14 protein-coding genes are annotated in these 23,112 nt (G+C 59.9%); 4 read left to right on the top strand and 10 right to left on the bottom strand.

Annotated features, from left to right (window positions below):
• Positions 1–114: 114 nt before the first annotated feature.
• From EI290_RS19015 to pseB, 3 genes are all read right to left on the bottom strand, one after another.
• Positions 115–840, bottom strand: a complete 726-nt coding sequence (locus tag EI290_RS19015) for a cytidylyltransferase domain-containing protein (protein WP_125433248.1) — start codon at positions 838–840, stop codon at positions 115–117.
• Between the two features lie 131 nt (positions 841–971).
• Entirely contained in the window at positions 972–2,147 is a 1,176-nt protein-coding gene (gene pseC / locus EI290_RS19010; protein WP_125433247.1) for a UDP-4-amino-4,6-dideoxy-N-acetyl-beta-L-altrosamine transaminase, read from the bottom strand.
• 162 nt (positions 2,148–2,309) lie between these two features.
• On the bottom strand, positions 2,310–3,329 hold the full coding sequence (gene pseB / locus EI290_RS19005; RefSeq protein ID WP_125433297.1) for a UDP-N-acetylglucosamine 4,6-dehydratase (inverting): 1,020 nt from the start codon (positions 3,327–3,329) through the stop codon (positions 2,310–2,312).
• A gap of 223 nt (positions 3,330–3,552) precedes the next feature.
• On the opposite strand from pseB, the gene EI290_RS19000 reads away from it, so the two are divergent.
• The gene (locus tag EI290_RS19000; RefSeq protein ID WP_125433246.1) at positions 3,553–5,379 is read left to right on the top strand and encodes a hypothetical protein; all 1,827 of its coding nucleotides are present in this window, start codon (positions 3,553–3,555) and stop codon (positions 5,377–5,379) included.
• A gap of 59 nt (positions 5,380–5,438) precedes the next feature.
• Here EI290_RS19000 and EI290_RS18995 read toward each other — a convergent pair whose 3' ends face one another.
• A complete protein-coding gene (locus tag EI290_RS18995) occupies positions 5,439–6,755 on the bottom strand; it encodes a glycosyltransferase family 4 protein (RefSeq protein WP_246009002.1) in 1,317 nt (438 codons plus the stop codon).
• A gap of 108 nt (positions 6,756–6,863) precedes the next feature.
• Here EI290_RS18995 and EI290_RS18990 point away from each other — a divergent pair, with 108 nt between their 5' ends.
• From EI290_RS18990 to EI290_RS18980, 3 genes are all read left to right on the top strand, one after another.
• Positions 6,864–7,247, top strand: coding sequence for a hypothetical protein (locus EI290_RS18990; RefSeq protein WP_125433245.1), 384 nt, complete (start codon positions 6,864–6,866; stop codon positions 7,245–7,247).
• Positions 7,248–7,321: 74 nt separating this feature from the next.
• A complete protein-coding gene (ffh, locus tag EI290_RS18985) occupies positions 7,322–8,671 on the top strand; it encodes a signal recognition particle protein (protein ID WP_125433244.1) in 1,350 nt (449 codons plus the stop codon).
• A 205-nt stretch (positions 8,672–8,876) separates the two neighbouring features.
• Positions 8,877–10,748: a CHRD domain-containing protein gene (locus EI290_RS18980; protein WP_125433243.1), complete on the top strand. Its 1,872-nt coding sequence runs from the start codon at positions 8,877–8,879 to the stop codon at positions 10,746–10,748.
• 160 nt (positions 10,749–10,908) lie between these two features.
• Here the strand turns inward: EI290_RS18980 and EI290_RS22895 are convergent, their stop codons facing one another.
• The 6 genes from EI290_RS22895 to EI290_RS18950 all read right to left on the bottom strand — a co-directional run bounded on the left by EI290_RS22895 (position 10,909) and on the right by EI290_RS18950 (position 23,036).
• Entirely contained in the window at positions 10,909–15,048 is a 4,140-nt protein-coding gene (locus tag EI290_RS22895; RefSeq protein ID WP_125433242.1) for a T9SS type A sorting domain-containing protein, read from the bottom strand.
• Between the two features lie 492 nt (positions 15,049–15,540).
• Complete coding sequence (locus EI290_RS18970; protein WP_125433241.1) at positions 15,541–17,103, bottom strand: NFACT RNA binding domain-containing protein; 1,563 nt, start codon at positions 17,101–17,103, stop codon at positions 15,541–15,543.
• Between the two features lie 9 nt (positions 17,104–17,112).
• Positions 17,113–17,613, bottom strand: a complete 501-nt coding sequence (locus EI290_RS18965) for a hypothetical protein (protein WP_125433240.1) — start codon at positions 17,611–17,613, stop codon at positions 17,113–17,115.
• A gap of 6 nt (positions 17,614–17,619) precedes the next feature.
• Positions 17,620–18,387 (bottom strand): MBL fold metallo-hydrolase, encoded by a 768-nt coding sequence (locus EI290_RS18960; RefSeq protein ID WP_125433239.1) that lies wholly within the window; start codon positions 18,385–18,387, stop codon positions 17,620–17,622.
• A gap of 107 nt (positions 18,388–18,494) precedes the next feature.
• The gene (locus EI290_RS18955) at positions 18,495–18,872 is read right to left on the bottom strand and encodes a response regulator (RefSeq protein ID WP_125433238.1); all 378 of its coding nucleotides are present in this window, start codon (positions 18,870–18,872) and stop codon (positions 18,495–18,497) included.
• A gap of 81 nt (positions 18,873–18,953) precedes the next feature.
• Positions 18,954–23,036 carry a PAS domain S-box protein gene (locus tag EI290_RS18950; RefSeq protein WP_125433237.1) on the bottom strand — a complete coding sequence of 1,361 codons (4,083 nt, stop codon included), beginning with the start codon at positions 23,034–23,036 and terminating at the stop codon, positions 18,954–18,956.
• Positions 23,037–23,112 lie beyond the last annotated feature (76 nt).

Raw genomic sequence — 23,112 nt, 5'->3', positions numbered from 1 at the left:
CGAAGGTAATCCAACCCCGGTTGCTGAATAAAGTCAAAAATCTAACCTTTTCGCTAGCCAAGAGGAGAACTGGCCTTATAGCCTAAATTATGAGAGTTGATACCTCGGGTCAGCCTACAGTTTTTTCTGCTCGATGTGGGCGTTGAGGGTCAGCAGATCTGGGTGCACATCCAGCAGGGCAATCAGCTCGTCACCGGTCAGGGTATCGGCCCGGAAATCCTCCACCAGCTGCCGGATCAGCTCAAAATCTTCAATGGTGTCCACGGTCAGGCGGTAGTTGCTCCGGTCTGGGGTGCGGCGGATGTGGGCAAGTTCCACCCGGCCCGAGCGGTTCTGATGAATGTAGGGCGTCACATGCTCCCGGTCGGAGGCGGCGGTGGCGTGGCGGTGCGCCTCTTCCAGCAGTTCGCGGGAAAACACCTCGAAATCGAAGCCCCGGGGAAACGTGCGTTCCAGCACATTCGACAAGTACAGCCGAGGATTTCGGGCCGCCACATACTGTTGCACCGCCTCTGCCACTAGGGCCCCGTCCAGCAGCGGGCAATCAGACGTAACCCGCACAATTACGTCGAGGTGGTGGGCGGCGGCGCACTGCTGGTAGCGGGCCAGCACGTCGTCCTCGGGGCCCCGGGTGCAGGGGAGGGCGTGGTGGGTGGCGTAGTCGGCCAGCGGGTCGTCGGCGGGTTGGTCGGTAATGGCCAGGTGCAGGGCCAGGCCGGTTTGCCGCAGCCGCTGCACATGGTAATCCAGCAACGGCCGCCCCGCCACCGCTCGCAGCACTTTTCCCGGCAGCCGGGTACTGGTCATGCGGGCCTGAGAAATAATACCGACGTTGGGCAAGGGTAGGAGGGTAAGAGGGTAGGAGGGCAGTGTTAGAACAACTCAGCGAACCTCAGCGCATCCCTCCGCGAACCTCTGCGGGAAATGACGCCTGCACGAAGGGTTTTTCGCAAGCTCAGAATGACGAATTGCTAGCCAACCAATTCCCGGATGCAGTCAATGACGTACTTCTGCTCTTCGTCGGTGAGGCTGGGGAAGAGCGGAATACTGAGGCAGTGGGCGTAATAGGCTTCGGCCAGCGGAAAGTCACCGGAATGCCAGCCCAGGCTTTGGTAGTAGGGCATAGTATGCACTGGAATGTAGTGTACCTGAGCGAAAATCTGCCGCTCACGCAATGCATCATACAGGGCTTTCCGGTCGGGTACCTGAATCACGTAGAGGTGGTAGGCGTGGCCCGGAGCCCCGGCCAGAGGACGCACGGCGGGCATGTCGGCAAAGGCCGCATCGTAGCGGGCGGCCAGCTCCCGGCGGCGCAGCAGGCCCTCGTCGGCTCGGGTCAATTGACTGATACCCAAGGCGCAGAGCATGTCGGGCATCCGGTAGTTGTAGCCTAGCTCCTGCATTTCCATGTACCAGCCGCCGTCGTTGCGCTGCAGGTGGGCGGGGTCTTTGCTGATGCCATGGGTACGCAGGCGCAGCAGGTGCTCGTACAGGTCACGGCGGTTGGTAGTAATCATGCCACCTTCGCCGGTGGCAATGTGCTTAACGGGATGGAAGCTGAAAATAGCCAAGTCGGCAAATTGCCCGTTGCCGCAGCGCTGCTCCCGGCCCCGCGAATCGGTGAAAAAGCCGCCCGGCGCGTGGCAACTGTCCTCAATCATCCAGAGGCCAAACTCGTTGCAGAGCTGGCGAGCAGCTTCCAGATTCACCGGCAGGCCAGCAAAATCCACTGGAATCAACCCCTGGAAGTGGCCTTTAGGGTGACTTTCCAGCAACTGGCGCACGGCTACCAGATCAATCAGGGCCGTGGCCGGGTCGATATCCACAAAGTGTACTTCGCCGCCGCAGTACCGTACGCAGTTGGCCGAGGCGGCGAAGGTGATGGGAGTGGTGATGACGCGCTGCCCCGGCTGCACGCCCAGCGCCAAAGCGCACAAATGAAGGGCCGCTGTACCGTTAGCTACTGCCACGGCGTAATCAGCCCCCACGTAAGCCGCAAACTTCTGCTCGAACTCAGCCACCTTCGGCCCCTGCGTCAGATAATCAGAGTACAGGGTTTCCGTCACGGCCTGCACGTCCTCGGGCGTGATGTGCTGGCGGCCGTAGGCAATGGGGCGGGTAGGCTGAAATGAAGGCGTCGTGCTCATACAGGTTCAAAAGTAAACTGCGCCCTTCACACTACCGGCAAAAACTGTCCGGTTGAGCAGCGCGAAGGACCTTATTACAACAGAACAATGTCGTTTTCACGAGGATTGTTCTGTTGTAATAAGGTCCTTCGCGCTGCTCAGGATGACAAACAAAACCTAGCCTTACGCCTCAAACCCCGCGTCCACGTGCAGGCGGATTTCCTCGCGGATTTGCTCGGCTGAAAGCCACTCGGTGTTATTGGAGGAATCATAGTGAAAACCCGGCTCCACGCGGCGGCCGCCGAAGTGGCGGATGAAGTCGTCCACATCCCAGCGTGGAGTGAAGGGCAGGATGACATAATACTTGTCCAGCTCCACAGTGCTTAGGGCGTCGGTTTCGGTTATCATTTCCTCGTGCAGTTTCTCGCCGGGCCGGATGCCTACAATTTCCTGGTGGCAATCAGGGCCAATGGCTTTGGCCACTTCCGTGATTTTGTAGCTCGGAATTTTAGGTACGAAGATTTCCCCTCCCCAACTGTGCTCCAGCGCGTACAGCACCAGGTCCACGCCTTCCTCCAGAGAGATGTTGAAGCGTGTCATGTCGGGGTGGGTAATGGGTAGTACGCCTGAAGCCCGCCGTTGGAGGAAAAATGGCACCACCGAGCCCCGGGAGCCAATTACGTTGCCGTAGCGCACCACCGAAAAGCGTAAATCCCGGCTGCCCTTCATGTTGTTGGCGGCCACAAACAGCTTGTCAGAGCAGAGCTTGGTAGCACCGTAAAGGTTAATAGGAGCTGCGGCCTTATCGGTGCTCAGAGCCACCACATCCTTCACTCCGCAGTCGAGGGCGGCGTTAATCACATTTTCAGCCCCGAAGATGTTGGTTTTGATGCACTCCATCGGGTTGTACTCGGCGGCGGGTACCTGCTTGAGGGCGGCGGCATGCACTAGTATATCAATGCCCTCACAGGCCCGCTTCAGCCGGTCGGCGTCGCGCACGTCGCCGATGAAGTAGCGGATGGCTGGGTACTTGGCGTGCGGAAACTGCTGCGACATTTCGTACTGCTTCAGCTCGTCGCGGGAGTAGACCACCAGCCGTTTTACCTGCGGGAACTGCTCGAAAACTGCCTGAACAAACTTTTTGCCGAACGAACCGGTGCCGCCGGTAACCAGAATGGATTTGTGATTGAGGTCGAGGGCCATATCAAGGGAACAGGGCCGGGCGTAGTGCCGGCCAGGACTAAGGAGGGCAAAAGTAGGCATTCCGTCCGGAGCTTGCGTAGTTTTGCCGGCGTTCCATTTTTTGCTTGTCATCCTGAGCTTGCGAAGGACCTTCTCCCGTCTGGACTACTACTGAACAGCTCGTTCTGGCGTGAGAAGGTCCTTCGCGCTGCTCAGAATGATAATGGTCTTTCCCGCCCTCATCATGTCCGATTTCGCCTTTCCTCACCCCATCAAAGTCATCATCTGGGACCTGGATGATACCTTCTGGCGCGGTACGCTCTCGGAGGGCGTGGTGGAAGCCCTGGAAGAAAACGTGCAACTGGTGCGCGACACTGCCGCCCGGGGCATCGTGCACACCATCGTCAGTAAAAACGACTTTGCTCCGGCCGAGGCCAAGCTCATGGAGATGGGTATCCGGGAGTTGTTCGTATTTCCGCAGATCAGCTGGCAGCCCAAGGGCCCTATTATCCGGCAGCTGCTGGAACAGATGCAGCTGCGCGCCCCCAATGCCTTGTTCCTCGACGACAACCCCATTAACCGGGCTGAGGCCGAGTTTTACAACTCCGGGCTGCAAACCGCCGACCCCCAGGATCTGTCCCGCCTGGCCCCGCTGCTGCGGGCCAGCGGCAAGCCCGACCCCACCTTCTCGCGCCTGGAGCAATACCGGCTGCTGGAGCGGCAGCAGCAGGCCCGCACTCAGTACAATGATAACCTGGCCTTTCTGCGCGACGCCCAGGTGCGGGTGGAACTTCGGGAGGGCGAGGCCGTGCTACCGGACCTTAACCGGCTGGAAGAGCTGATTAACCGTTCCAATCAGCTCAATTTCACCAAACAGCGTGTTACCAAAGCCGAGCTGGAGGTCAGCCTCCAGGACCCCAGCCGCCGCTGGGGCACCGTGCGCGTGCAGGACCGGTTCGGCGACTATGGGCTGGTGGGCATTTACTGCCTGCACCGGCCCGATAACCGCCTGGAGCAGCTGGTTTTCTCCTGCCGCATCCTGCATTTGGGCGTGGAGCAGTGGATCTATGCCCACTTGGGCTTCCCGCAGCTGAAAGTGCAAGGTGATGTTGCTACCGAGCTGAACCAGACGGAAACGCCCGACTGGATTACGCTGCAGGAACCCGCCGCCACCCCGCTGCAACCTGCCGCCGCTCAGGCCGCCAACCGGCTACGGGTGCTGTTGAAAGGGGGCTGCGACCTGGGCCAGCTTACGCCCTTCCTGCAGGCGTTTGCGCTGGACGTAACGGAGGAGTTCAATTTCAATAATGAATACCAGATTCCGGTGCACCTGGAGCACACTTTGCTGCTGCGGGCCAGCCAGGAGTGGCCCGCCGCCGAGCAGCAGCGCTTGGCGGCCGCCCTGCCGTTTCTGGGCCAGGAAGCTTTTGATACCAAACTCTGGGCCGGTGACTACGACGTGCTGGTGTACAGCCCCCTCATGGACTACACCCAGGACGTGTACCGGGAGCGGACCACCGGCCGCCGCATACCCTTCGGAGCCTACCAGAACCTTACTGCCCAGGACCCTGCTGCCCAGGCCGCCCGTTATGCCCAGCGTCGTTTTCAGGGGCTGAATGAGGCGTTTCTGCGGCGGTTTGCCCAGGAGTTTGAGCACGAGGGCCAGATTTCAGCCGATGAGTTTCAAGAAAACCTACGGTGGCTGCGGGCCCAGGTGTCGGCTGCGGTGCCCATTTTCCTCCTCAACGGGGCCGAAATTGAGGTGCCGGGTTCCGGCGAAATCGGTGCCCGGCAGCGCCATCAGCTGCTGAACCAGGCTTTGGCCGACTTCGTGGCTACGGCGGCCAACTGCTTCGTGGTGGACGTGCGCGACTTCGTACAAACCCCCGCCGACGTTACCAACAACCTGCGCCACTACCACCGCCAGCACTACCGCACCCTGGCCCAGCGGCTGGCCCAGGGCATTAGTCAGTGGCACGGCCGAACCTTAAGCCATTCTGCCTGGACCGACCTGAAAGCCCGCGCCGCCAGCCTGGTGCCAGGCAAGCTGCGCGGGTTGCTGGGGCGGTAAGAACGTGTACCCCGAAGCACAGCTTCGGGGTACACGTTCTGGTATGGCTCCTGCCTCAACTACTTCCGCACCAGCTCTGCCAACTCTCCCGTCAAATGTCGGCGTGAGTATCGTTCGGGGTGGCCGCCGGGCAGATCCAGGTTGGGGTTGATGCGCCACTGAGCGGCCAGGGTTTCCAGGGTTTCCAGCATCTGGGCGTAGGCGTCGTAGGGGAGGGCGCGGCCGGCCCCGCAGGCTTGCAGTAGCTCGTCGGCGTCGGAGCCGGCGGGGCCTACGCACAGGATGGGCTTGCTGGTAGCCAGGTACTCGAACACCTTGCCCGGCAGAATGCCCCGGTTGTTGGCCACGTCCGGTATAGCCATCAGCAGCACCGTACTCCGCAGCAGGTACTGCACCGACTCGTCGTGGGGCACGAACGGGATGAACTCCGCCGCCTCCTGCAAACCCGCCTCCCGGGCCTGGCGCTGAATACCCTCGGACGCCTTGCCCACGAAGCGCAGCCGCAGCGGCACGTCGGGGTGGCGGCGGCGGCACTCGGCGCAGGCGCTCAGCAGCAGCTCGATGTGGTAAGTTTCGGAGATGGTGCCGGTGTGGGTGATGAGCAGTTCGTGCTGAGGCGGCTGGCTGGGCTCCTGGAAGTCGTCTTCGTCATAGCCGTTGGGCAGGACGTGGATTTTCGCCGGGTCAATCTTAGCGGACTTGCCCAGAAACAGCCGCTTGGTGTGGGGGCTGGTGACCAGCACGGCATCGGCCTGCTCCAGCACCTGCCGCTCGTAGCGGGCATCCAGCCAGCGGGCCAGGGGCAGGTGATTTAGCTCCTTATAGTAGTAGATATCCGTCCACGGGTCGCGCATATCGGCTAGCCAGCGCAGGCCGAAGCGGCGCTTCAGTTCCAGCCCGATGAGCTGGGTGGAATGGGGCGGGGAGGAGGTCAGCACGGCGTCGAACTGCTCGCCGGCGGCCAGCAGCCCGGCCACGGCGTCCAGCACGAAGCGGTTCCAGCCCCGGCGGGCATCGGGAATGAACAGGTTGCCGCGCACAAATTTGAACAGCTGCTGCACCCGGCTCGTCTTGCTTTCCCCCACAAAGCCGCCGTACGGTACCTGCTTGCCCGTGAGCCGCTTGTAGCTGTCGAAGGGCTCGAAGGTGCCGGTCCGAATCACCCGTACCCCGGCGGGTACATCGGCGGCCAGCGAATCGTCGAGGACCGGGTAGGCGGCCTGGGCGGGGTCCACGGTAACTACGGTGGGCTCGACGCCGAGCTGCGGCAGGTGCTTTACGAATTTGAGGCTGCGCTGCACCCCGGCCCCGCCCGAGGGCGGCCAGTAGTAGGTAATCACCAGCAAACGCAAAGGGCGGGCAACAGACTCGGGCACGGGCAGAAAAAGCATCAGTGAAGCCGCGAAGGTACGCACCCGTGGCCTTTCGGGGTTTTCTGGTTACTTTTGGAGGCTGAACCCGGTTACTCTCCCGTATACTCCGCTATGGCTGCCGATTACACCGACCTACTGTCCCTGATGGGCGACGTCCTCCGCGCCGTGGACCGGCAGACCGAGGAGAATAAAAAGGACCTTGCCCGGCTAACTACCGTTGTAGAGCAAATGGGCGAGAGAATGGAGCAGCGCATGGAGCAGTCCGACGCCCGCTTTGAAGCCATCTTTAACCGCTTTGCCGAAGCTGTAGCCGACGGATTCATCCGCGTGGAGAAAAAGATAGACGGCGTAAAGGAAGAAGTGAGTGAGTTGCGCACCGACGTGCAGCACATCGACCAGCGGCTGGAGCGCTTGGAAGCCCGCCCTAGCACCGACCCCGACGTACTCCGCCGTTTGTCGGTGCTCGAGGACATTGTGCTCCGCAAAGCCTCCTAAGACCTTCCTAACCGAAATCAGCGAAATCAAAAAATCAGCGCAAACGAAGTTCTGCGTAGCAAAATCAGTGATTCATGTTCGATAACCTCAGTACCAAGCTCGACCGCGCCTTCAAAACCCTCAAAGGCCAGGGCTCCATCACCGAAATCAACGTAGCGGCTACCGTGAAGGAAATCCGCCGGGCCCTGGTGGATGCCGACGTGAACTACAAGGTGGCCAAGGAAGTAACCGACAAGATTAAGGAGGAGGCCATGGGCCGCGACGTGCTCATCAGCGTGTCGCCGGGCCAGCTGATGACCAAAATCGTGTATGATGAGCTGACCCAGCTCATGGGCGGCGAAAAGCAGGACATTCAAATCAAAGGCGACCCGGCCGTGGTGCTGCTGTCGGGTTTGCAGGGGTCGGGCAAAACCACCTTCGCCGGCAAGCTGGCTGCCTACCTCAAAAAGCAGGGCCGGAATGTGCTGCTGGTGGCCTGCGACGTATACCGCCCCGCCGCCATCGACCAGCTGAAGGTGCTGGGTGAGCAGGTAGGCGTGGAGGTGTACTCGGAACCGGATAACAAAAACCCGGTGCAGATTTCGCAGAACGCCATTGAGTTTGCGCGGAAGAACAACAAGAAAGTCGTCATCATCGACACCGCCGGCCGCCTGGCCGTGGATGAGCAGATGATGGCCGAAATCGAGCAGGTGAAGCGGGCCATTAACCCCGCCGAAACCCTGTTTGTGGTGGACTCCATGACCGGCCAGGACGCCGTGAATACCGCCAAGACCTTCAACGACCGGCTGAACTTTGACGGTGTGGTGCTCACCAAGCTCGACGGCGACTCCCGCGGTGGGGCGGCGCTGAGCATCCGGGCCGTGGTGGAAAAACCCATCAAGTTTATCTCCACGGGCGAGAAGATGGAGGCCCTGGACATGTTCTACCCCGACCGGATGGCCCAGCGCATCCTGGGCATGGGCGACGTCATCAGTCTGGTAGAGCGGGCCCAGCAGCAGTTCGACGAGGAAGAGGCCAAGCGCATCAACCAGAAGATTCGCAAAAACCAGTTCAACTTCGATGACTTCCTCTCCCAGCTGGAGCAGATCAAGAAGATGGGCAACCTTAAGGACCTGGTGGGTATGATTCCGGGCATGGGTAAGGCCATGAAGGACGTAGAAATTGACGACGACGCCTTCAAGCCCATTGAGGCCATCATCAAGAGCATGACGCCCAAGGAGCGGGCCCAGCCCGAGCTGCTGAACGGTAGCCGCCGCCGCCGCCTCGCCAAGGGCTCCGGCACTGATATTCAGCAGGTAAACAATTTGATGAAGCAGTTTGAGGATATGCGCAAAGTAATGCGCACCATGAACAAGATGAGCCAGACCAAAGGCGGAATGCAGCAGATGGCCCGCATGATGGGTATGAAAGGCCCCCTGCGCTAAACTACGGACATAAACGGCCGGATTTGAACGGGGCCGTTGGTGCAACGCGCCCGGTAGCTGTAGCTGCCGGGCGCGTTGGCGTTTGGGGGAAAACGGCCAAGGCCCGAATATTACACGAAACCTATACGGGCTAATGTGGTAGGTATAAGGAAAGTAACATTGAAATTTTTTCTTTTTCATTCCTTATATCCTTCATTCTACCACCATGAAACAGCTGTTTACGCGAGTACTGGTTTGCCTGCTCTGGATGTGGAGCTCCGCCGTGTATGCCGACCATTTGCGGCCTCATCTGCTGCTGGGGGCCTCGTTGGGGGGCGACCAGGAGGTACCGGCCGTAACGACTACTGCCAGGGGCGCGGTAAGCTTCACGCTCAATGCCGGCAAGGATACGCTCTTTATTTCCGGCTCCTTCAGCGGCCTGAGTGGACCCGTAACCATGGCCCACGTGCACAATGGCTTTCGTGGAGTGGCTGGGCCGGTTGTTACTGACCTGATGCCTTTTGTGCGGGGTAACCGGATTCAGGGCTTTCTGACGGGTGCCAACCTGGACCGGGCCAAGCTGGACCGCTACCTGCGCGGTGGCTACTACATTAATGTGCACACGGCCGCTAACCCCGGCGGCGAAATCCGGGGGCAGATTGAGCTGGAAAAAGATGAAGAATTCGTGGCGGCGCTGTCGGGCACGCAGGAAGTGCCACCGGTAACCACCAATGGAACGGGCATAGGCACGTTTAATCTGTCCCAGAACCAGGGGCGGCTGGCGTTCCGGGTGGTAGTGAGCGGGCTGAGCGGCCCCATTACCATGGCGCATTTTCACCAGGGAGCCACGGGCGTGGCGGGCCCGGTGGTGCTGGACCTGATGCCTTATATAAGTGGCAACGTGATTGAAGGCGAAGTGACCCCAACTCCAGCCATTGTAACGGCTATGTTAGCCGGTCAGATCTACATCAACGTGCATACGGCCGCCAACCCCGGCGGCGAAATCCGGGGGCAGCTAATCCGTGAGGCCCGCTACCTCAGCCACGATGCCCGCCTCGACGGGGCCCAGATGGTGCCCGCCGTAACGACTACCGCCCGGGCCGTATCCTTTCTGCGCCTGAACACCACCCTCGATACACTCCAGATATTTGTGAGCCACACCGGCCTGAGCGGAGATGCCACGGCCTTTTCCCTGTTTCAGGCCGATGCCGGCCAGGCCAACCCCGCTACCCCGCTGGTAACGGTGACGTTGCCGGCCGGTACACCCAGCGCCTTTTCGGTTCGGCTAACCAATCTTTCAACCGCAGCCGTTAATCTGTTTCTGCAAGGCGGCGTGAACATGGTGCTGGCCACGGCCGCCCGGCCAAGCGGCGAGGTGCGGGGGCAGGTGTATCGGTTGGCGCGGGAAGGCTACGTGCTGGCCCTGAGCGGCAACCAGGAGCGGCCCACGCCCGTGGTAACCACCGGCTACGGTGCCGGTTTCGTAAGCATGGACCGCAACCAAAGCAATGTACACTTCACTATTTCCTGGGGCGGGCTGAGCGGTCCGGCCACCATGGGGCACTTCCACACCGGGTTGCGCACCCAGGCCGGACCAGTGGTGTTTGATTTGATGCCGTTCTTCAATTCGGCCTCCAACGCGGCGGAAGGCTACTGGCTGGCTACAAATGCTGCCCCCAACGATACCCGCCCTTTCACGGCCCGCCGGGCCCTGCAGTTCCGCCGCGACAGTGTGTACGTGAACCTGCACACGGCCGCCAACCCCGGTGGCGAAATTCGGGGACAGGTGCTGCGCGGTGCCCGCGACCTGAACCTGGTGCTGGCAACTCAGCCCGCAGTACTGGCCGCTACCGGTTTCTCGGTGGTGCCCAACCCAGCCCAGGAGGCTGCTACCGTTTCGTTTGAAGCCCGCAGCACGGGACCCGGCACCCTGTTCCTGACCGATATGCTGGGCCGCCGAGTACTGACCCGTGCGGTGCTGATACGAACCGGTGTGAATCAGGCGGTAGTACCGCTGGCGGACGTAGCGCCGGGCGTGTACATGCTGTCAGTAGAGCTGGCCGGAAGCCGCCTGACTACCCGTCTCATAGCCCAGTAGCCGCCACGAGAAGCCCGTACGGGTTACTTTCATTCTTACCGTACAGCCTCAACCGCAAAGAGCCCCGCCGGACAACCCGGCGGGGCTCTTGGTTAACAGGAATATGAAACAAACACCGGCAAATCAAGGCCCGTTGTGGACAATGAACGGCTGGAGTGGCCTAGTTTTTTACCATGGGAAGCGTAAGGATAGTTGTCTGCCCACTCACTCGTACAACGTAGGAGCCCATAGGCAGGCCGGGAGCCAGGGGATGCTCCTGGCCACCGCTAAGCTGCGCCTGGTACACACGGCGGCCGGCCAGGTCAAGTACCTCCACCTGGTAGATGCCGGTGGGCAGGGCTTGCAGATCAAGGGTGAAGCGGCCCTGGTGGGGGTTGGGGTAAAGCGAGGCGGTACCCTTCACCCGCTCGAAGCGCACAGCACGAACCATAGTGTACATGCCAGGCCCATCCAGATCTACCTGATGCAGGCGGTAGTACAGGATTTTAGAGCTTAGGCGGGCCGCCCCGGCATCGGCAAAGCGGTAGGCGGTAGCCACCGACGTGGTGCCCTGCCCCTTCACGGTACCTATCTTCTCAAAGTCGACGCCATTGAGGCTTCTTTCAACTTCAAACCGGTCGTTGTTAAGTTCCTGGGCCGTGCTCCAGGTAAGCAAGGCATCCTGGCCGGCGGCCCTGGCCTCAAAGCTGGTAAGCGTAACGGGCAGTGGCCGGGTAATCGTCACGTCCTCGTTGGTAGAGCTGGAGGCCGAATAGTTGCTGCCCCCGGCCGCACCCAGGCTGCCATCCGTGGTGGCCGCATAGTTACCGCCTGGCGTTACGGTAGCCGCCGCTGTTGTGCGGAAGGGGTCGGTGTAAGTGACGGTGGCGTTGGCCTGATAGGCTACGTTGTCCTGTGCCGATGCTACTAGCGTAGTCCGGAACGTGATGGTGAGCGTGGCTCCGCCTGGAATAGTCAGGTTGCCAAATTCGGCCTGGCTCACATTGTTGTTGGGCAGGGTAGCCCCGCTTACCGGAGTAGTTGTCCCGCTGGCGTCGCGCACCGTAATAACGGGAGTGAAGCCGGCATCATACCGAACAATGTTGTTAGCCAGAGCTGCCAGAACCTTTACTCCGGTAGCCTGACCACCCGTGTTGGATACGGTGATGGTGAAGGTAGCAGGTTGTACGCTACTGCCCGCCCCGCCCGTACGCTGCACATTTGGGGTAGAGGTAGCCATAGCCACCGACAGAGCCGGCAGGCAGGGGCCCGCTCCCCCGATAATGGTAGAGCCGACATCCGTCACGTTCAGCACCGGTGTCCCGGCCCCCCCGTTGGCTGCCCCAAAGGCGGTAGTACCAGTATTGGCGCCGGTGCTGCCGCGGGCACCACCGGTATTTACCTCGGTGCCCAGGTCGCTGTTGCTGAATATGAAGCCGCCGCCGCCGCCGCCGCCGGGGCCATACGTGGTAGCTGAGCCAGTGAAAGCATTGCCGCCGATGCCGCCCGTTGCCGTGAGGGTGATGTTGGCTACGCCGCCCGTATTGGTGGCCAACAGTACCACGGTGCCACCGGCACCCCCGCCGCCTCCGCCGTTGGTGTACGTAGTGGTTTGGCCGGCAGTAGGTGCGTTACCACCGCTGGCGCGCAGTTCGCCGGTTCCGCTGAGGTAGCCGGTGCGCAGCACCACAATGCCCCCGCCAGCACCGCCGCTGCTTTGAGTGCCAGCTTCTTCCGAAGAACCGGCCCCGCCGCCACCGCCCAGAAACCAACGGCCCAGCGACCCGCCAAAAGCGGCGCCACCAGCGGCCCGAACCGTACCATCAGTCGAGCCATTATTACGACCTCCCAGGCCGCCAGCGGCATCGTTGCCGCCGCCGCCGCCCCCGCCGCCACCGGCGTTGGTGGTAGTAGCCAGGAGGTCCGTGGCTCCGCCTCCCGCATTGCCGGGGCCTCCTCGGCCCACACTGCCGTTTCGGTAGCCCTCTACTCCCGTGTCCACCACGGCAGTGCCGTTGAATACATAGCGGGGGGTACCAGCCCGGCCTTCTCCCTTAGAGCCGTGTGCGCCAGCGGTGGTAGTGCTGGCCAGGTTACGGAAATCAGCGTCTGTGTAGGCGGAACTGCCCGTGTACTGACGGGCTGCTCCGCCCCGGAATCCTTTACCGCTCATATCCAGCCGGCTGCCAGTGCCGGCAAAAGTGGTTTGCCCGGCTACATCCAGCACCAACAAACCTCCCGCCTCACCGTTCCAGGCGGTGCCCGTTACAGTGCCCGTTACGGTGAGGGCCGAATACTGGGGCACCCGTATTACCTGAAAGCGCCGCTGCCCGGTGGGGGCGGAGGCATCGGTATAATCGACCCGCTGGTATACACGGCCCAGGGCTTTGGCCAGGGTAAGGGTGCCGCCGGAAAGCGGAACGGAGTTGGTTGCAATGGCATATTCATAGTAGCCTGCCGTAAAGGTGCTACCCCCAATGTTGCCGCTTCCACTGCCCCCTGATGTGCCATTTCCGTAAGTGTCGGCGTTATCAGTATTGAGGTCGGCCCCCTGGGTTTGCAGAATCAGCACCAGGTCGCCGGCACTGATGGGAGTTGAGCCACCCACAGCCGCCCCCAGCGTCAGGCTGGTGGCGTTGGCCGCGGTGGTAGCGCTGCCCGGGAAATAGGTATTGGGCACTGAGCTGCTGGTCAGAGCGCCGGGGCCATCCTTGCCGGGAGTGGCGCAGGCGGTAGCAGCATTGCTAACGCCCTCCACCAGCGTTGTAATAGTAGCCGTATTGTTTGCCGCTACCGGATCAGGGGTAGCGGTACTTACACCCGTGGTGGCTGTTACCGAGCCCGAGGCCGGGGCCGTGAAGCGTACAGTGTTTACCACCGTTGGGGCCCCGCTGGCCAGGCTGGCCGTAGTTGCAAACGTAACCAACCCACTGCTGCTGTTGTAGGAGCCACTGGATACCACTACCCCCGCAAGCCCGGTCGGTAGCTGCACCGTGGGCACTACGTTGGTGGCCGTTTCGGTGCCCAGGTTGCTGGTGTTCACTGTATAGGTAACCTGCGCACCCGGACTGGCCGAAGTTGGCCCACTGATGCTGGAAGCCAGGTCGGCCCCCTTCACAATAATGGTAATATTAGCCGGACTGGACCGGTCGCCCAGCACGGAGGCTACCGTGTAAGGAACCGTTACAACACCTGCAAAAGTAGCCACCGGCGTAAACGTTACAACGCCGTTGGAGCCCAGAGTAAACGTGCCCTGACCAGCTACAGTGTAGGTATTATCCAGGGTGGTGGTGCTGGGGTCGAGGTCTACTGAGGCCGGATTGAGGTTGCTGCCCTGGGCTACATCATTGCTCAGAATATTGAGCGAAACGGGCACATTGAACACGGTGCCGGCCACATCGTCGTTGGCGAAAGGAGATTTTACAATGGCCAGGTTTCGGATTTCATGGAAATTATTGCTTCCGCCGGTAGAGCCCGAAAAACCAATGCGCAGGTTAGCCGGGGGAGTAGAAATGGTAACCCGGTTAACCGCCGTAGTTACGGCATTGCCGTGCTGAATGCGCACCGTAATCTGGTAGGTACCGTTCGACTGCGGAATCACATCAATATAAGCCCGTCGGAAGTCGGCACTGCCCTGCTGGGCCCGAGCCGTGGCCACATCCAGGCTGAAGGGTAGGGTACCGCTGCCTGCCAGGTAAGGATAGTCCGTGGAGCTCTGGCCGTTTCCGGCACCCCGCAGCGTTACAGCATCGGGCTGGGGGCCCGGCCCCCCCACGCGGCCTTCCGTCGGGTTGGAGAAGTTGCCGAATTCATCAATGCCAATGCCCACGTAGCCATTAGGTACGCCGTTGCTGACCGGATTCACCGTTTTCTGGGCATATCCCAACGACCCACCCGATGCTCCACTGGTAAATGCCGCCGCCGAAGTTTTGTCGGCATCAATCAGAAAGACCGAAAATCCATCGGCGCCGTTGCCGCCGTAGGAGAAGAATTCAAACGAAATACTGAACCCAGACGGAGCCGGAAAGGAAGCGTTGTCGATGGCGTAGCCCGATTGGTTACCACCGTTGTCGGTCAGGCGCAGGTAGCCCGAGCCATTTGCATCGGTGCCGCTGGCCGCCGTTAGCACAGCGGTATTGGGGTTGCCGCCCAGGGTGAAGCCCGAGCCAGAAGTAGTGCTGTTTTTGAAGGACTCAACCCGGGGGAATTGAGCCAGCGCAGTGGTGGCGCAAGCCAGCCCAATACCTAGGGCCGCTGTTAACCGTCGGATACAGATAACCGATGCCCGACGCCATACGGTGGAGGGAAGAGGTATACTCATACAATACAGGAAAAGAAGGTGAAACTGTTACGAGCCCAACTCAGCTGAAAATCAACAACTGACACTATCCACTATAGTACCTTATTCGCTGCAATGATATAGAACATTTTCAGTGTCGCAATAAATTGTGCTGTATGTTATAAATTGTATTTGAATAATTAAAATACTGCTATACTGAGTTTGTTAATGCGCTTTGTAAAAGCGCGTAACTTCATAATATGTTGAAAGAGAATAGGTATTGCAGCCAAGGTCTATTGTCTTGGTTGTGGTGAGTACCGTTGAGCTTATGGTTATTCTTATACTTGTATTTTGTAAAGCAAGAATATTGTAATTATGGTTATGTTACTATTCCAATAGTAGTACTATGTGGCAAACCCATGTTAGTACATAAACCGGTACCACGCTGGCTATCAGCCAACATGAAAAACCAATCATATATGTGAAAACATATAAAGGAGGACGCTCGGGGTAGTAGCGGTAGTTTATACCTGGCTACTCCCGCTCAAATGGGTTGGCTGGCACAACTAACAGCACTTGCTCCCGCTCCACTACTACCTGGCCCGGCTGCGCGCCCTTGGGTTTGCGAACAAATTTTTTGGGCGTATAAGTAACCGGACACAGTGAGTCGCTTTTGCGGCGGGAATACCACGCCGCCAGCTGGGCCGCCCGCTCCAGTACGGGTTGCGGAATGGCCTGCCCGGCTTTGTGACGAATAACCACGTGCGAGCCAGTTACATCCTTGGCATGCAGCCACAGGTCGTCCTTGTGGGCGTAGCGCTGGGTCAGCAGGTCGTTGTTGGGCGCGCTGCGGCCTACCAGAATGGTAAAGCCACTATCCTCGAACACCTTAAATGGTAGTTCCTGGGGGGCTTTGCTGGCAGCGGCCGGGTCGAGGCCGTATTGCTTCCGCCACTGCCGGAGGGTACGCAACTCCCCGGCGGGTAGGGCCGCCAGCTCCTCCAGCCGCTCCAGGGCGGCCAGGGCCTCTGTCTCCCGCCGCTCGGCCCGGGCACTCAGCTCCTGGGTTTCGCGCTGCTGGTTTTTAGCTTTCCGATACAGATGTTGGGCGGTGCGCTGCGGCGTTTCGGTGGGCTTAAGCTTGATAACGCGCGGCTGATTATCCTGATAGAAATCAACTACTTCTACCTGGGTAGCTCCGGCCGGAATCTGGCTGAGGTGGGCCATAATCAAATCGGCAGTTTGGCGGTAGCCCACGGTATGTTCCAGAGCGTGCAGACGCTTACGGGCGTGCTGGGCGGCGGTAGCAGCTTCGTCGGCACGTTTTTCCAGCAGCTGCCGCACCTGGGCGTACTCTGCTTCATAGGCGCGGCGGTTCAGCAGCAGGGGTACAAACCGCCGGACGGCCCCAATGGGGTCCAGGACTGGCAGAGTGAGTTCAACGTCGCCCACCGGCAGTAGACTCAGGCGGGTACGGTCGGTCAGGCGTGTGATGTAGAAAGCAGCCGGGTGCTCCAGCGTTGCCGCTACCTGTCGCACCAACTGCCACTTGGTATCCAGGGGAGCCGGGTCGTAGCCCTGGGTGCGCAGGTACGCCAGCGCCACGTCGCCGAGGCTGGGGTAGGCTTTCAGCGGGTTTGGCTCCTGCGGGTCCGGGGCAACGGCGGCCGTGGGCTGCAACTCGGCATCGGGGAGGTAGCGCTGATGAAACAGCTGGGCCGCCGCATCGGGCCGGGTCCGGAAAATAGCGTTGGGCCGGGTGCTGTAGAGCTTCAACACCAGCGTAGCCCCGCTCCGGAAAGTAGCTTGCAGCACCCGGTCCTGGGGCCACGCTTCCACCGTAGCTACTTCCTGCCCCAGCAGCTCCGGCAGCAAATCCACGGAGTTCTGCCGGGCCCGGTGGAACGACTCGGGCAGGGCCAGCAGGATGCTTGCGGCTGCCAGCGTACATTTCAACCAGAATTCGGCGGTGCCATCGGTCAGGCCAATCACCAGCTCATCTTTTTCCTGCGAAAAGCACGTAACCACGCGGTAGCCTTGCAGCTGCCGCGTGAGGGCCGGAGCCAGCTGGCGCAGGAAGTAGTAGTTGGTGTGCATGTTTTTAAACTAACCTTTGGCAACCTGTTGCAAAAAAAGAAGGCGGGTTAGGATATGTCGGTTCTCTGCAACTGCCAGTCTGAAGGGAACCAGAGTGAATACCAGCACAAACAAAGGCAGTATAAACGGAACCAGCAGATAGCCGGGGTGCCCGTTGGCTTCCAACATGGGCGCCCACAACAACGCTGCCATACAAGCGGCGAGTACGGAAGAGAGAATGAGTCCACTCCAGAATGCGCCCATACTGGCTTGCTGCTGAAGTATAAGCTTGGCACCAGGGCCTTGTGGATTTGGTTCTATCCAGCCAGTAATCTGTGGTCTGGTAGCCCAGTTGGTAAGTAGGGAAAGCCGATAAAGGGTAAACGGGCTGCCCTCAATAACACCGCGGAACGCGGCATCTTGATGACCCCAACTATGCGTCCCAGTTGTATTGGCACGTATTACATGCAGGACTTCATCTGGGGTAAAGTCCGTTACAAATACTTCTTCAAGAGAGGGGACCCACTGCATATCTACTTACACCTCCACCCGCAGCCCATCATACGCCAGCCGGATAAAGTCCGGCAATTCGGCTTCCACTTCCCGGTGGCGGCCCAGCTGGTGGCTGATGTGGGTGAGGTAGGCCCGGCGCGGGGCCAGGTCCTCCAGAATGGCCACAGCCTCCTGCAGCGTAAAGTGCGAAATATGTTTTTCGTGGCGCAGAGCATTGAGCACAATCACCTCCGAGCCGCGCATTCGCTCCAAGGCTTCGGGCGCAAGGTGGTTGGCGTCCGTCACGTAGGTGAAGCCGCCCACCCGGAAGCCCAGCACCGGCAGCTTGTAGTGTAGCGCCCGAATGGGCTGGAATTCAATTCCTTCCACCCAAAAACTGTCGGTGTCGCTCAGGATGGGGTGGAGTTGTACCTGCGGGATGCCGGGGTACTTGTGCTCGGAGAAAATGTAGGCATACTCGCGCCGTAACTGATCCAGCACGCGGGGCTCGGCATGTATGGGCATATCCCGCTGCTGCCGGAAATTGTAGGCCCGAATATCGTCGAGGCCGCCGGTGTGGTCCTTGTGCTCGTGGGTGAATACCAGCGCATCGAGGTGGTTGAGGTGCTCCCGCAGCGCCTGCTGCCGGAAGTCGGGACCTGAGTCGATAACAATACTCTTGCCCTGCACCTGCAAATGCACCGATACCCGCAGCCGCTTGTCGCGGTAGTCGACGGAGCGGCACACGGCGCAGGAGCAGCCAATAATAGGTACCCCCTGCGACGTGCCTGTACCGAGGAAAGTTACTTCCACTTCGTTTGAATGATGAGTGCTGAATTATAAAGTATGAATTAACCGTTGGCAGTCAGTATTACCGACTCGCCAATTCATAATTCAGCACTCATAACTCATAATTCCCTCTACCCCACATACTGTTTCACCACCCGCACCAGGGCGTCAAAATCCAGGGGCTTGGGCAGATAGTCGGTTACGCCCGCCTCCCGGAACTGTTCCATGGAGTAGTTGTTGGCGTTGCCCGTAATGGCAATTACCGGAATTTTGGCAATGCGTGGATCCGGGTTACGACGGATTTCCCGAGTGCATTCCATGCCATCCTTCACCGGAATATTGATGTCCATCAGTACACAGTCGATGGGCTGGGTTTCTATCTGTTTGATGACTTCGCCGCCGTTCTTGGCCGATACAATACGGTACCGCTGGAGTTCCAGGATTTTTTTAGTCAGGTTCAGAATAACGGAGCTGTCCTCAGCAATCAGAATCGTTTTGGAGTCGGCCATGGGGAGGGAGATGTAGAGAAGTTCGTGAGGGTTGAGGGAGAGAGGTGAGCAGTAAAAGCCTGAAGCAGAGGAAAAGAGCAGCTAGGGTGCCTGGGTAAGCGTGGGGTAAGCTGCCTTAAATTGTGCAAAAAAACCAAGCAATTGTTGAAATTCTTCGACGGTATTCTCCGTACGGCCATTTTTCAACTCATGTTCCAGTTGTTTCGCACTTTCCGCCATATCCTGGATACCCAGCGTGAATCCAGTGCCTTTCAGCTGGTGCAAATGTGGTAAAATCTGCTCGTACTGCCCAGCGGCTACCAATTCGGCAGCTTCGGCCAGTACCTGCCCGGCCTCCTGCTCAAAGTCGGCGTAGAGCTGAGCTGCAAACTCGCCGCCACCTAGTTGGCGCAGCTGCTCCACCACATCCAGGTCGATGCAGTCGGCCGGGGCCGGGGCGACTTCCGGCTCGGGGAGCGGGACGTTAGCCGTGGCTTTCAGGGAGTCGGCCAGGGGGGGGCCGTCGGTCCAGCGGCGCAGCACGGTGTACAGGTCCTGGCTTTTCACGGGCTTGGAAACGTAGTCGTCCATGCCCTGCTGCACAAACCGCTCCGCATCCTCCTTCATGGAGTAGGCCGTCATGGCCACAATAGGCGGGCAGGCGGTGCCCAGGCGCTGGCGGATTTCCTTCATGGCCGTCACCCCGTCCATTTCCGGCATCTGGATGTCCATGAAAATCAGGTTGTACTGGGCGCCCGGGGCCGTGGCCCGGCTAATGGCCTCAAACCCATCCGAGGCCACCACAATGTCGCAGCCCAGCTTGTCGAGCAGGCGGGTAGCCACCTTCTGGTTGATGGGATTATCATCCACGAGCAGCACTTTGGGAGCCGTTTCGAAGCGAACCACCTCCTGGGGCCGCTCCCGGGCCAGCAGCCGTTCCTGCACAATCTCCTCCTCGTTCAGGGCCACCCGGCAGCGCATCGTGAACCAGAACGTCGAGCCTTCGCCCACGTTGGAGTACACCCCGATTTCGCCCCCCAGCAACTCGGCCAGCTGCTTACTGATGGCCAAGCCCAGGCCGGTACCACCAAAGGCTTTGGTAGGCGTAGTGTCGAGCTGGGTGAAGTTGGTAAACAGTAGTTTCTCGTTGTCCTCGGAGATGCCAATGCCAGAATCTTGTACGGCAAACCGCAATACGTGCTCCTCTCCATCGGTAACGGTGGAGGATACCACGATGCTCACGGTACCCTGAGCCGTGAACTTGATGGCGTTGGAGGTGAGGTTGCTCAGGATCTGGAGCAGGCGGGTTTCGTCCGTAATGATGAAGCGTGGTGTGTGGGGGGCAATGTGGTAGGTAAAGGTGAGGTGCTTTTGATTGGCTCGGTTGGCAAACAGGGAGTGAATCTTGTCCAGGGTGTAATGCAGGTCGATGCCCGACTCGTTGAGCTGCAGCTTGCCCGCCTGAATCTTGGACAGGTCCAGGATATCGTTCAGAATGGCCATTAGGGCATCCGACGACTTGCGCAGCGTATCCACGTATTCTTCCTGCTCCTCGGAGGCCACCGTCTGGTGCAGCAGGTCAATCATGCCGATGATGCCATTCATGGGCGTGCGAAGCTCGTGGCTCATATTGGCCAGAAACAGCGTTTTCGCTTCCAGAGCCAGCTCGGCCGCTTCCTTCGCCCGGCGCAAATCATCCTGCATCTGCTTCAGGCCCGTAATGTCGCGGGCAATGCCCTCGGTGCCACTGCCGGCCTCATCGGTTACGCGGCGGGCGTTTACCAGCACGCTCACCGAGTGTCCATCCTTGTGCCGCATGGCAATTTCAAAGTTGCGCGCCTCTCCGTGTAGCCGCACCTCTTCCAGCAGGGTGGCCCGCTGCAGGGGGTACATATAATAGTTGCCGATGTAGTTACCCAGTGCCTCCTCAGGGGTATAGCCCAGCATATCGTACACCGAAGGACTGAGCAGGGTAATCATGCCGTGCCCATCGGTGCGGTAGTACACATCCTGAAACGACTCAAAAATGGCCCGGAACTTCTCTTCCTGGGCGGCCAGTTCCAGCTGGCTCCGTTTTTTGTCGGTGATGTCGTGGGCAATGCCCGAAATTTCCTCGAAGGAGCCGTCGTCCAGGTAAATGGGGTTGAGGTAAATTTCCCGCCAGCTGTCCAGGCCCCGGGCGTCGCGCAGGCGCACCTCGAACCGCTGCGGATGGCCCTGAAAGGCCTTGCGGTAATTGTCGATGAAGGCCTCGCGGGCATCTTCCTCCATCAGGGCCACATCGGCTTGCCAGAGGTTCACGTTCAGGGCCGGGTACACCCCGTTGCGGCGCAGGAAGTAGGCGGCGTAGTTGCGGTTGAATGACGAGAGACGGGAGTGGGTATCCACCGACCACATCAGGTGGGAGCCACTCTCGAAAATGGCGTTAAGGCGGGCGTTCTGCTTCTGAATCTGTACCTCGTTGCGCTTGCGCTCAATGGCCAGGGCCACTTGGTTGGAAATGAAGTGCAGAATCTCAATATCAGTGGGCGCGTAGGCATCGGCCTTCTGGTAGTCCTGCACCGCAATTACCCCAATTATCCGCTCCCCGATACTGAGCGGGGAGCAGAGCATCACCTCCGGCATCAGCCCATAGGCCGTAATGGTGCCGTTGGCAATCAGCTCCTGCAGCTCCTCGCGCAGCAGGTACTGCGGCCGCCCCGTCCGGATGATGTACTCCGATACCCCCGAGGAAAACGGCCGCGCCATCATGCTCTGGTCGCCCTGGGCGTTCTGATCAACGAAGTAGGCAAACTGCAGCTGGGTGCGGGCCTCGTCGCAGAGGGCAATGTAGAAGTTGTTGGTTTCGATGATCTTGCTCAGCTCCCGGTGAATGGCCCCGTACAGGGAGTGCAAATCCTTGGAGCTGATGGCCAGGTTGGCAATGCTGTAGTATACCTTTTGCAACCGCTCGGCCTTGATACGGTCCGTAATGTCGTGCAGAATGGCGCGGGTGCTTACCGGCTCGTTGTCCTGCCAGGAGCAGCTGATGGACCCAATGAGGTGCACCGGCTTGCCCGATTTGGTCAGGAATACCGTTTCCAGCTTGTTCACCTTCTCGCCCTTGTACAGGTTGCGCAGCTGATACAGCAGCTTGGCCTTGTAGTAGGGGTGCACAATATCGGAGAGGGTGAGGTGGGGCAGGTCGGCATCTTCGTAGCCCAGCTTCTCCTTCCAGGCCTTATTCACGAACAGGAAGCGGTTATCGATGCTCAGGTTCTGAATCAGGTCGTGGGCGTTGTCGAGGAAGTCCTGCAGGCGGTTGCGGTTGTCGGTGAGGGCGCGCACGGCCACCTGCTTGTCGGTAATGTCGCGCCCCACGAACAGAATGCCGTTGATGGTGCCCTGGTCGTCGCGCTCAAACTCGGAGTGCCAGAAAAACGTGCGTCCCTGCCCGGATATCGTGAGCAACGAGCGTTCAAAAAAGTCCTGGAGCTGCTCCTGCTCAATGGCCCGCTGAAACGCAAAGCGGCGCGGGGCCTGCTCGGCCTGGGGAGCAAACAGCGTAAAATACTCGCGCCCGATAAGAGTGGCTGCCGGCCGGCCCGTCACCTCGCAGAAATACTCATTTACATCCTGAATGCGGGCCTCTTTATCCAGCAGCAGGTAGCACATGCCCGCCCGGCTGAGCACGTCGCGAAATTGTCCCCGCGAAAAATGGCTGAGAGGAGCATCCAGGGTACTGGGTTTGTCGGCTTCCGCGGGCAGGGGGGAGTGTACGTACTGCACAATGTCGCGCAGGCTCACCAGCACCAGGGTAGTGTCGCCGGTGCCAATACGGTTAAGCGTGGCCCAGGCTTCCAGGCCCAACCCATCGGAGCGGTGCCCGCTCCACCGGAACGAGGCAGCTTCTCCGGTGCGGCTGCAGGCCAGAATCTGCTCGCGCAGGTGCAGCTCCGATGTTAGCTGAATAGGGGAGGAGGGTTCCGGAATCAGGGCAAATGCCATCAGGCCGGTACCCAGTAGCATGGGCCGGGTAGTGCCCAGGTAGGCCACGGCCCGCTGGTTGCAGTCGAGTAAGGTACCGGTGGCATCGTACAGCAGCAGGCCGTCGAAGGACTCCTCAAACAAGGCCCGGTATACCTCGGGGGCCAGGCTGGAGCCGTGCGAGGGAGCGGCGGCCGGCATATTCGACAGGATGGACATGGACAGGAGGGATGCGCGGGAGAAGATGGGCCTGGAAGGGCGGGCCCCGGATGAAGTTCTTAAATTTGCGACAATT

It is taken from the genome of Hymenobacter metallilatus (genome assembly GCF_003944705.1).
GTDB classification, from domain to species: domain Bacteria; phylum Bacteroidota; class Bacteroidia; order Cytophagales; family Hymenobacteraceae; genus Hymenobacter; species Hymenobacter metallilatus.
This window is presented reverse-complemented; position numbering and strand designations above follow the sequence as displayed.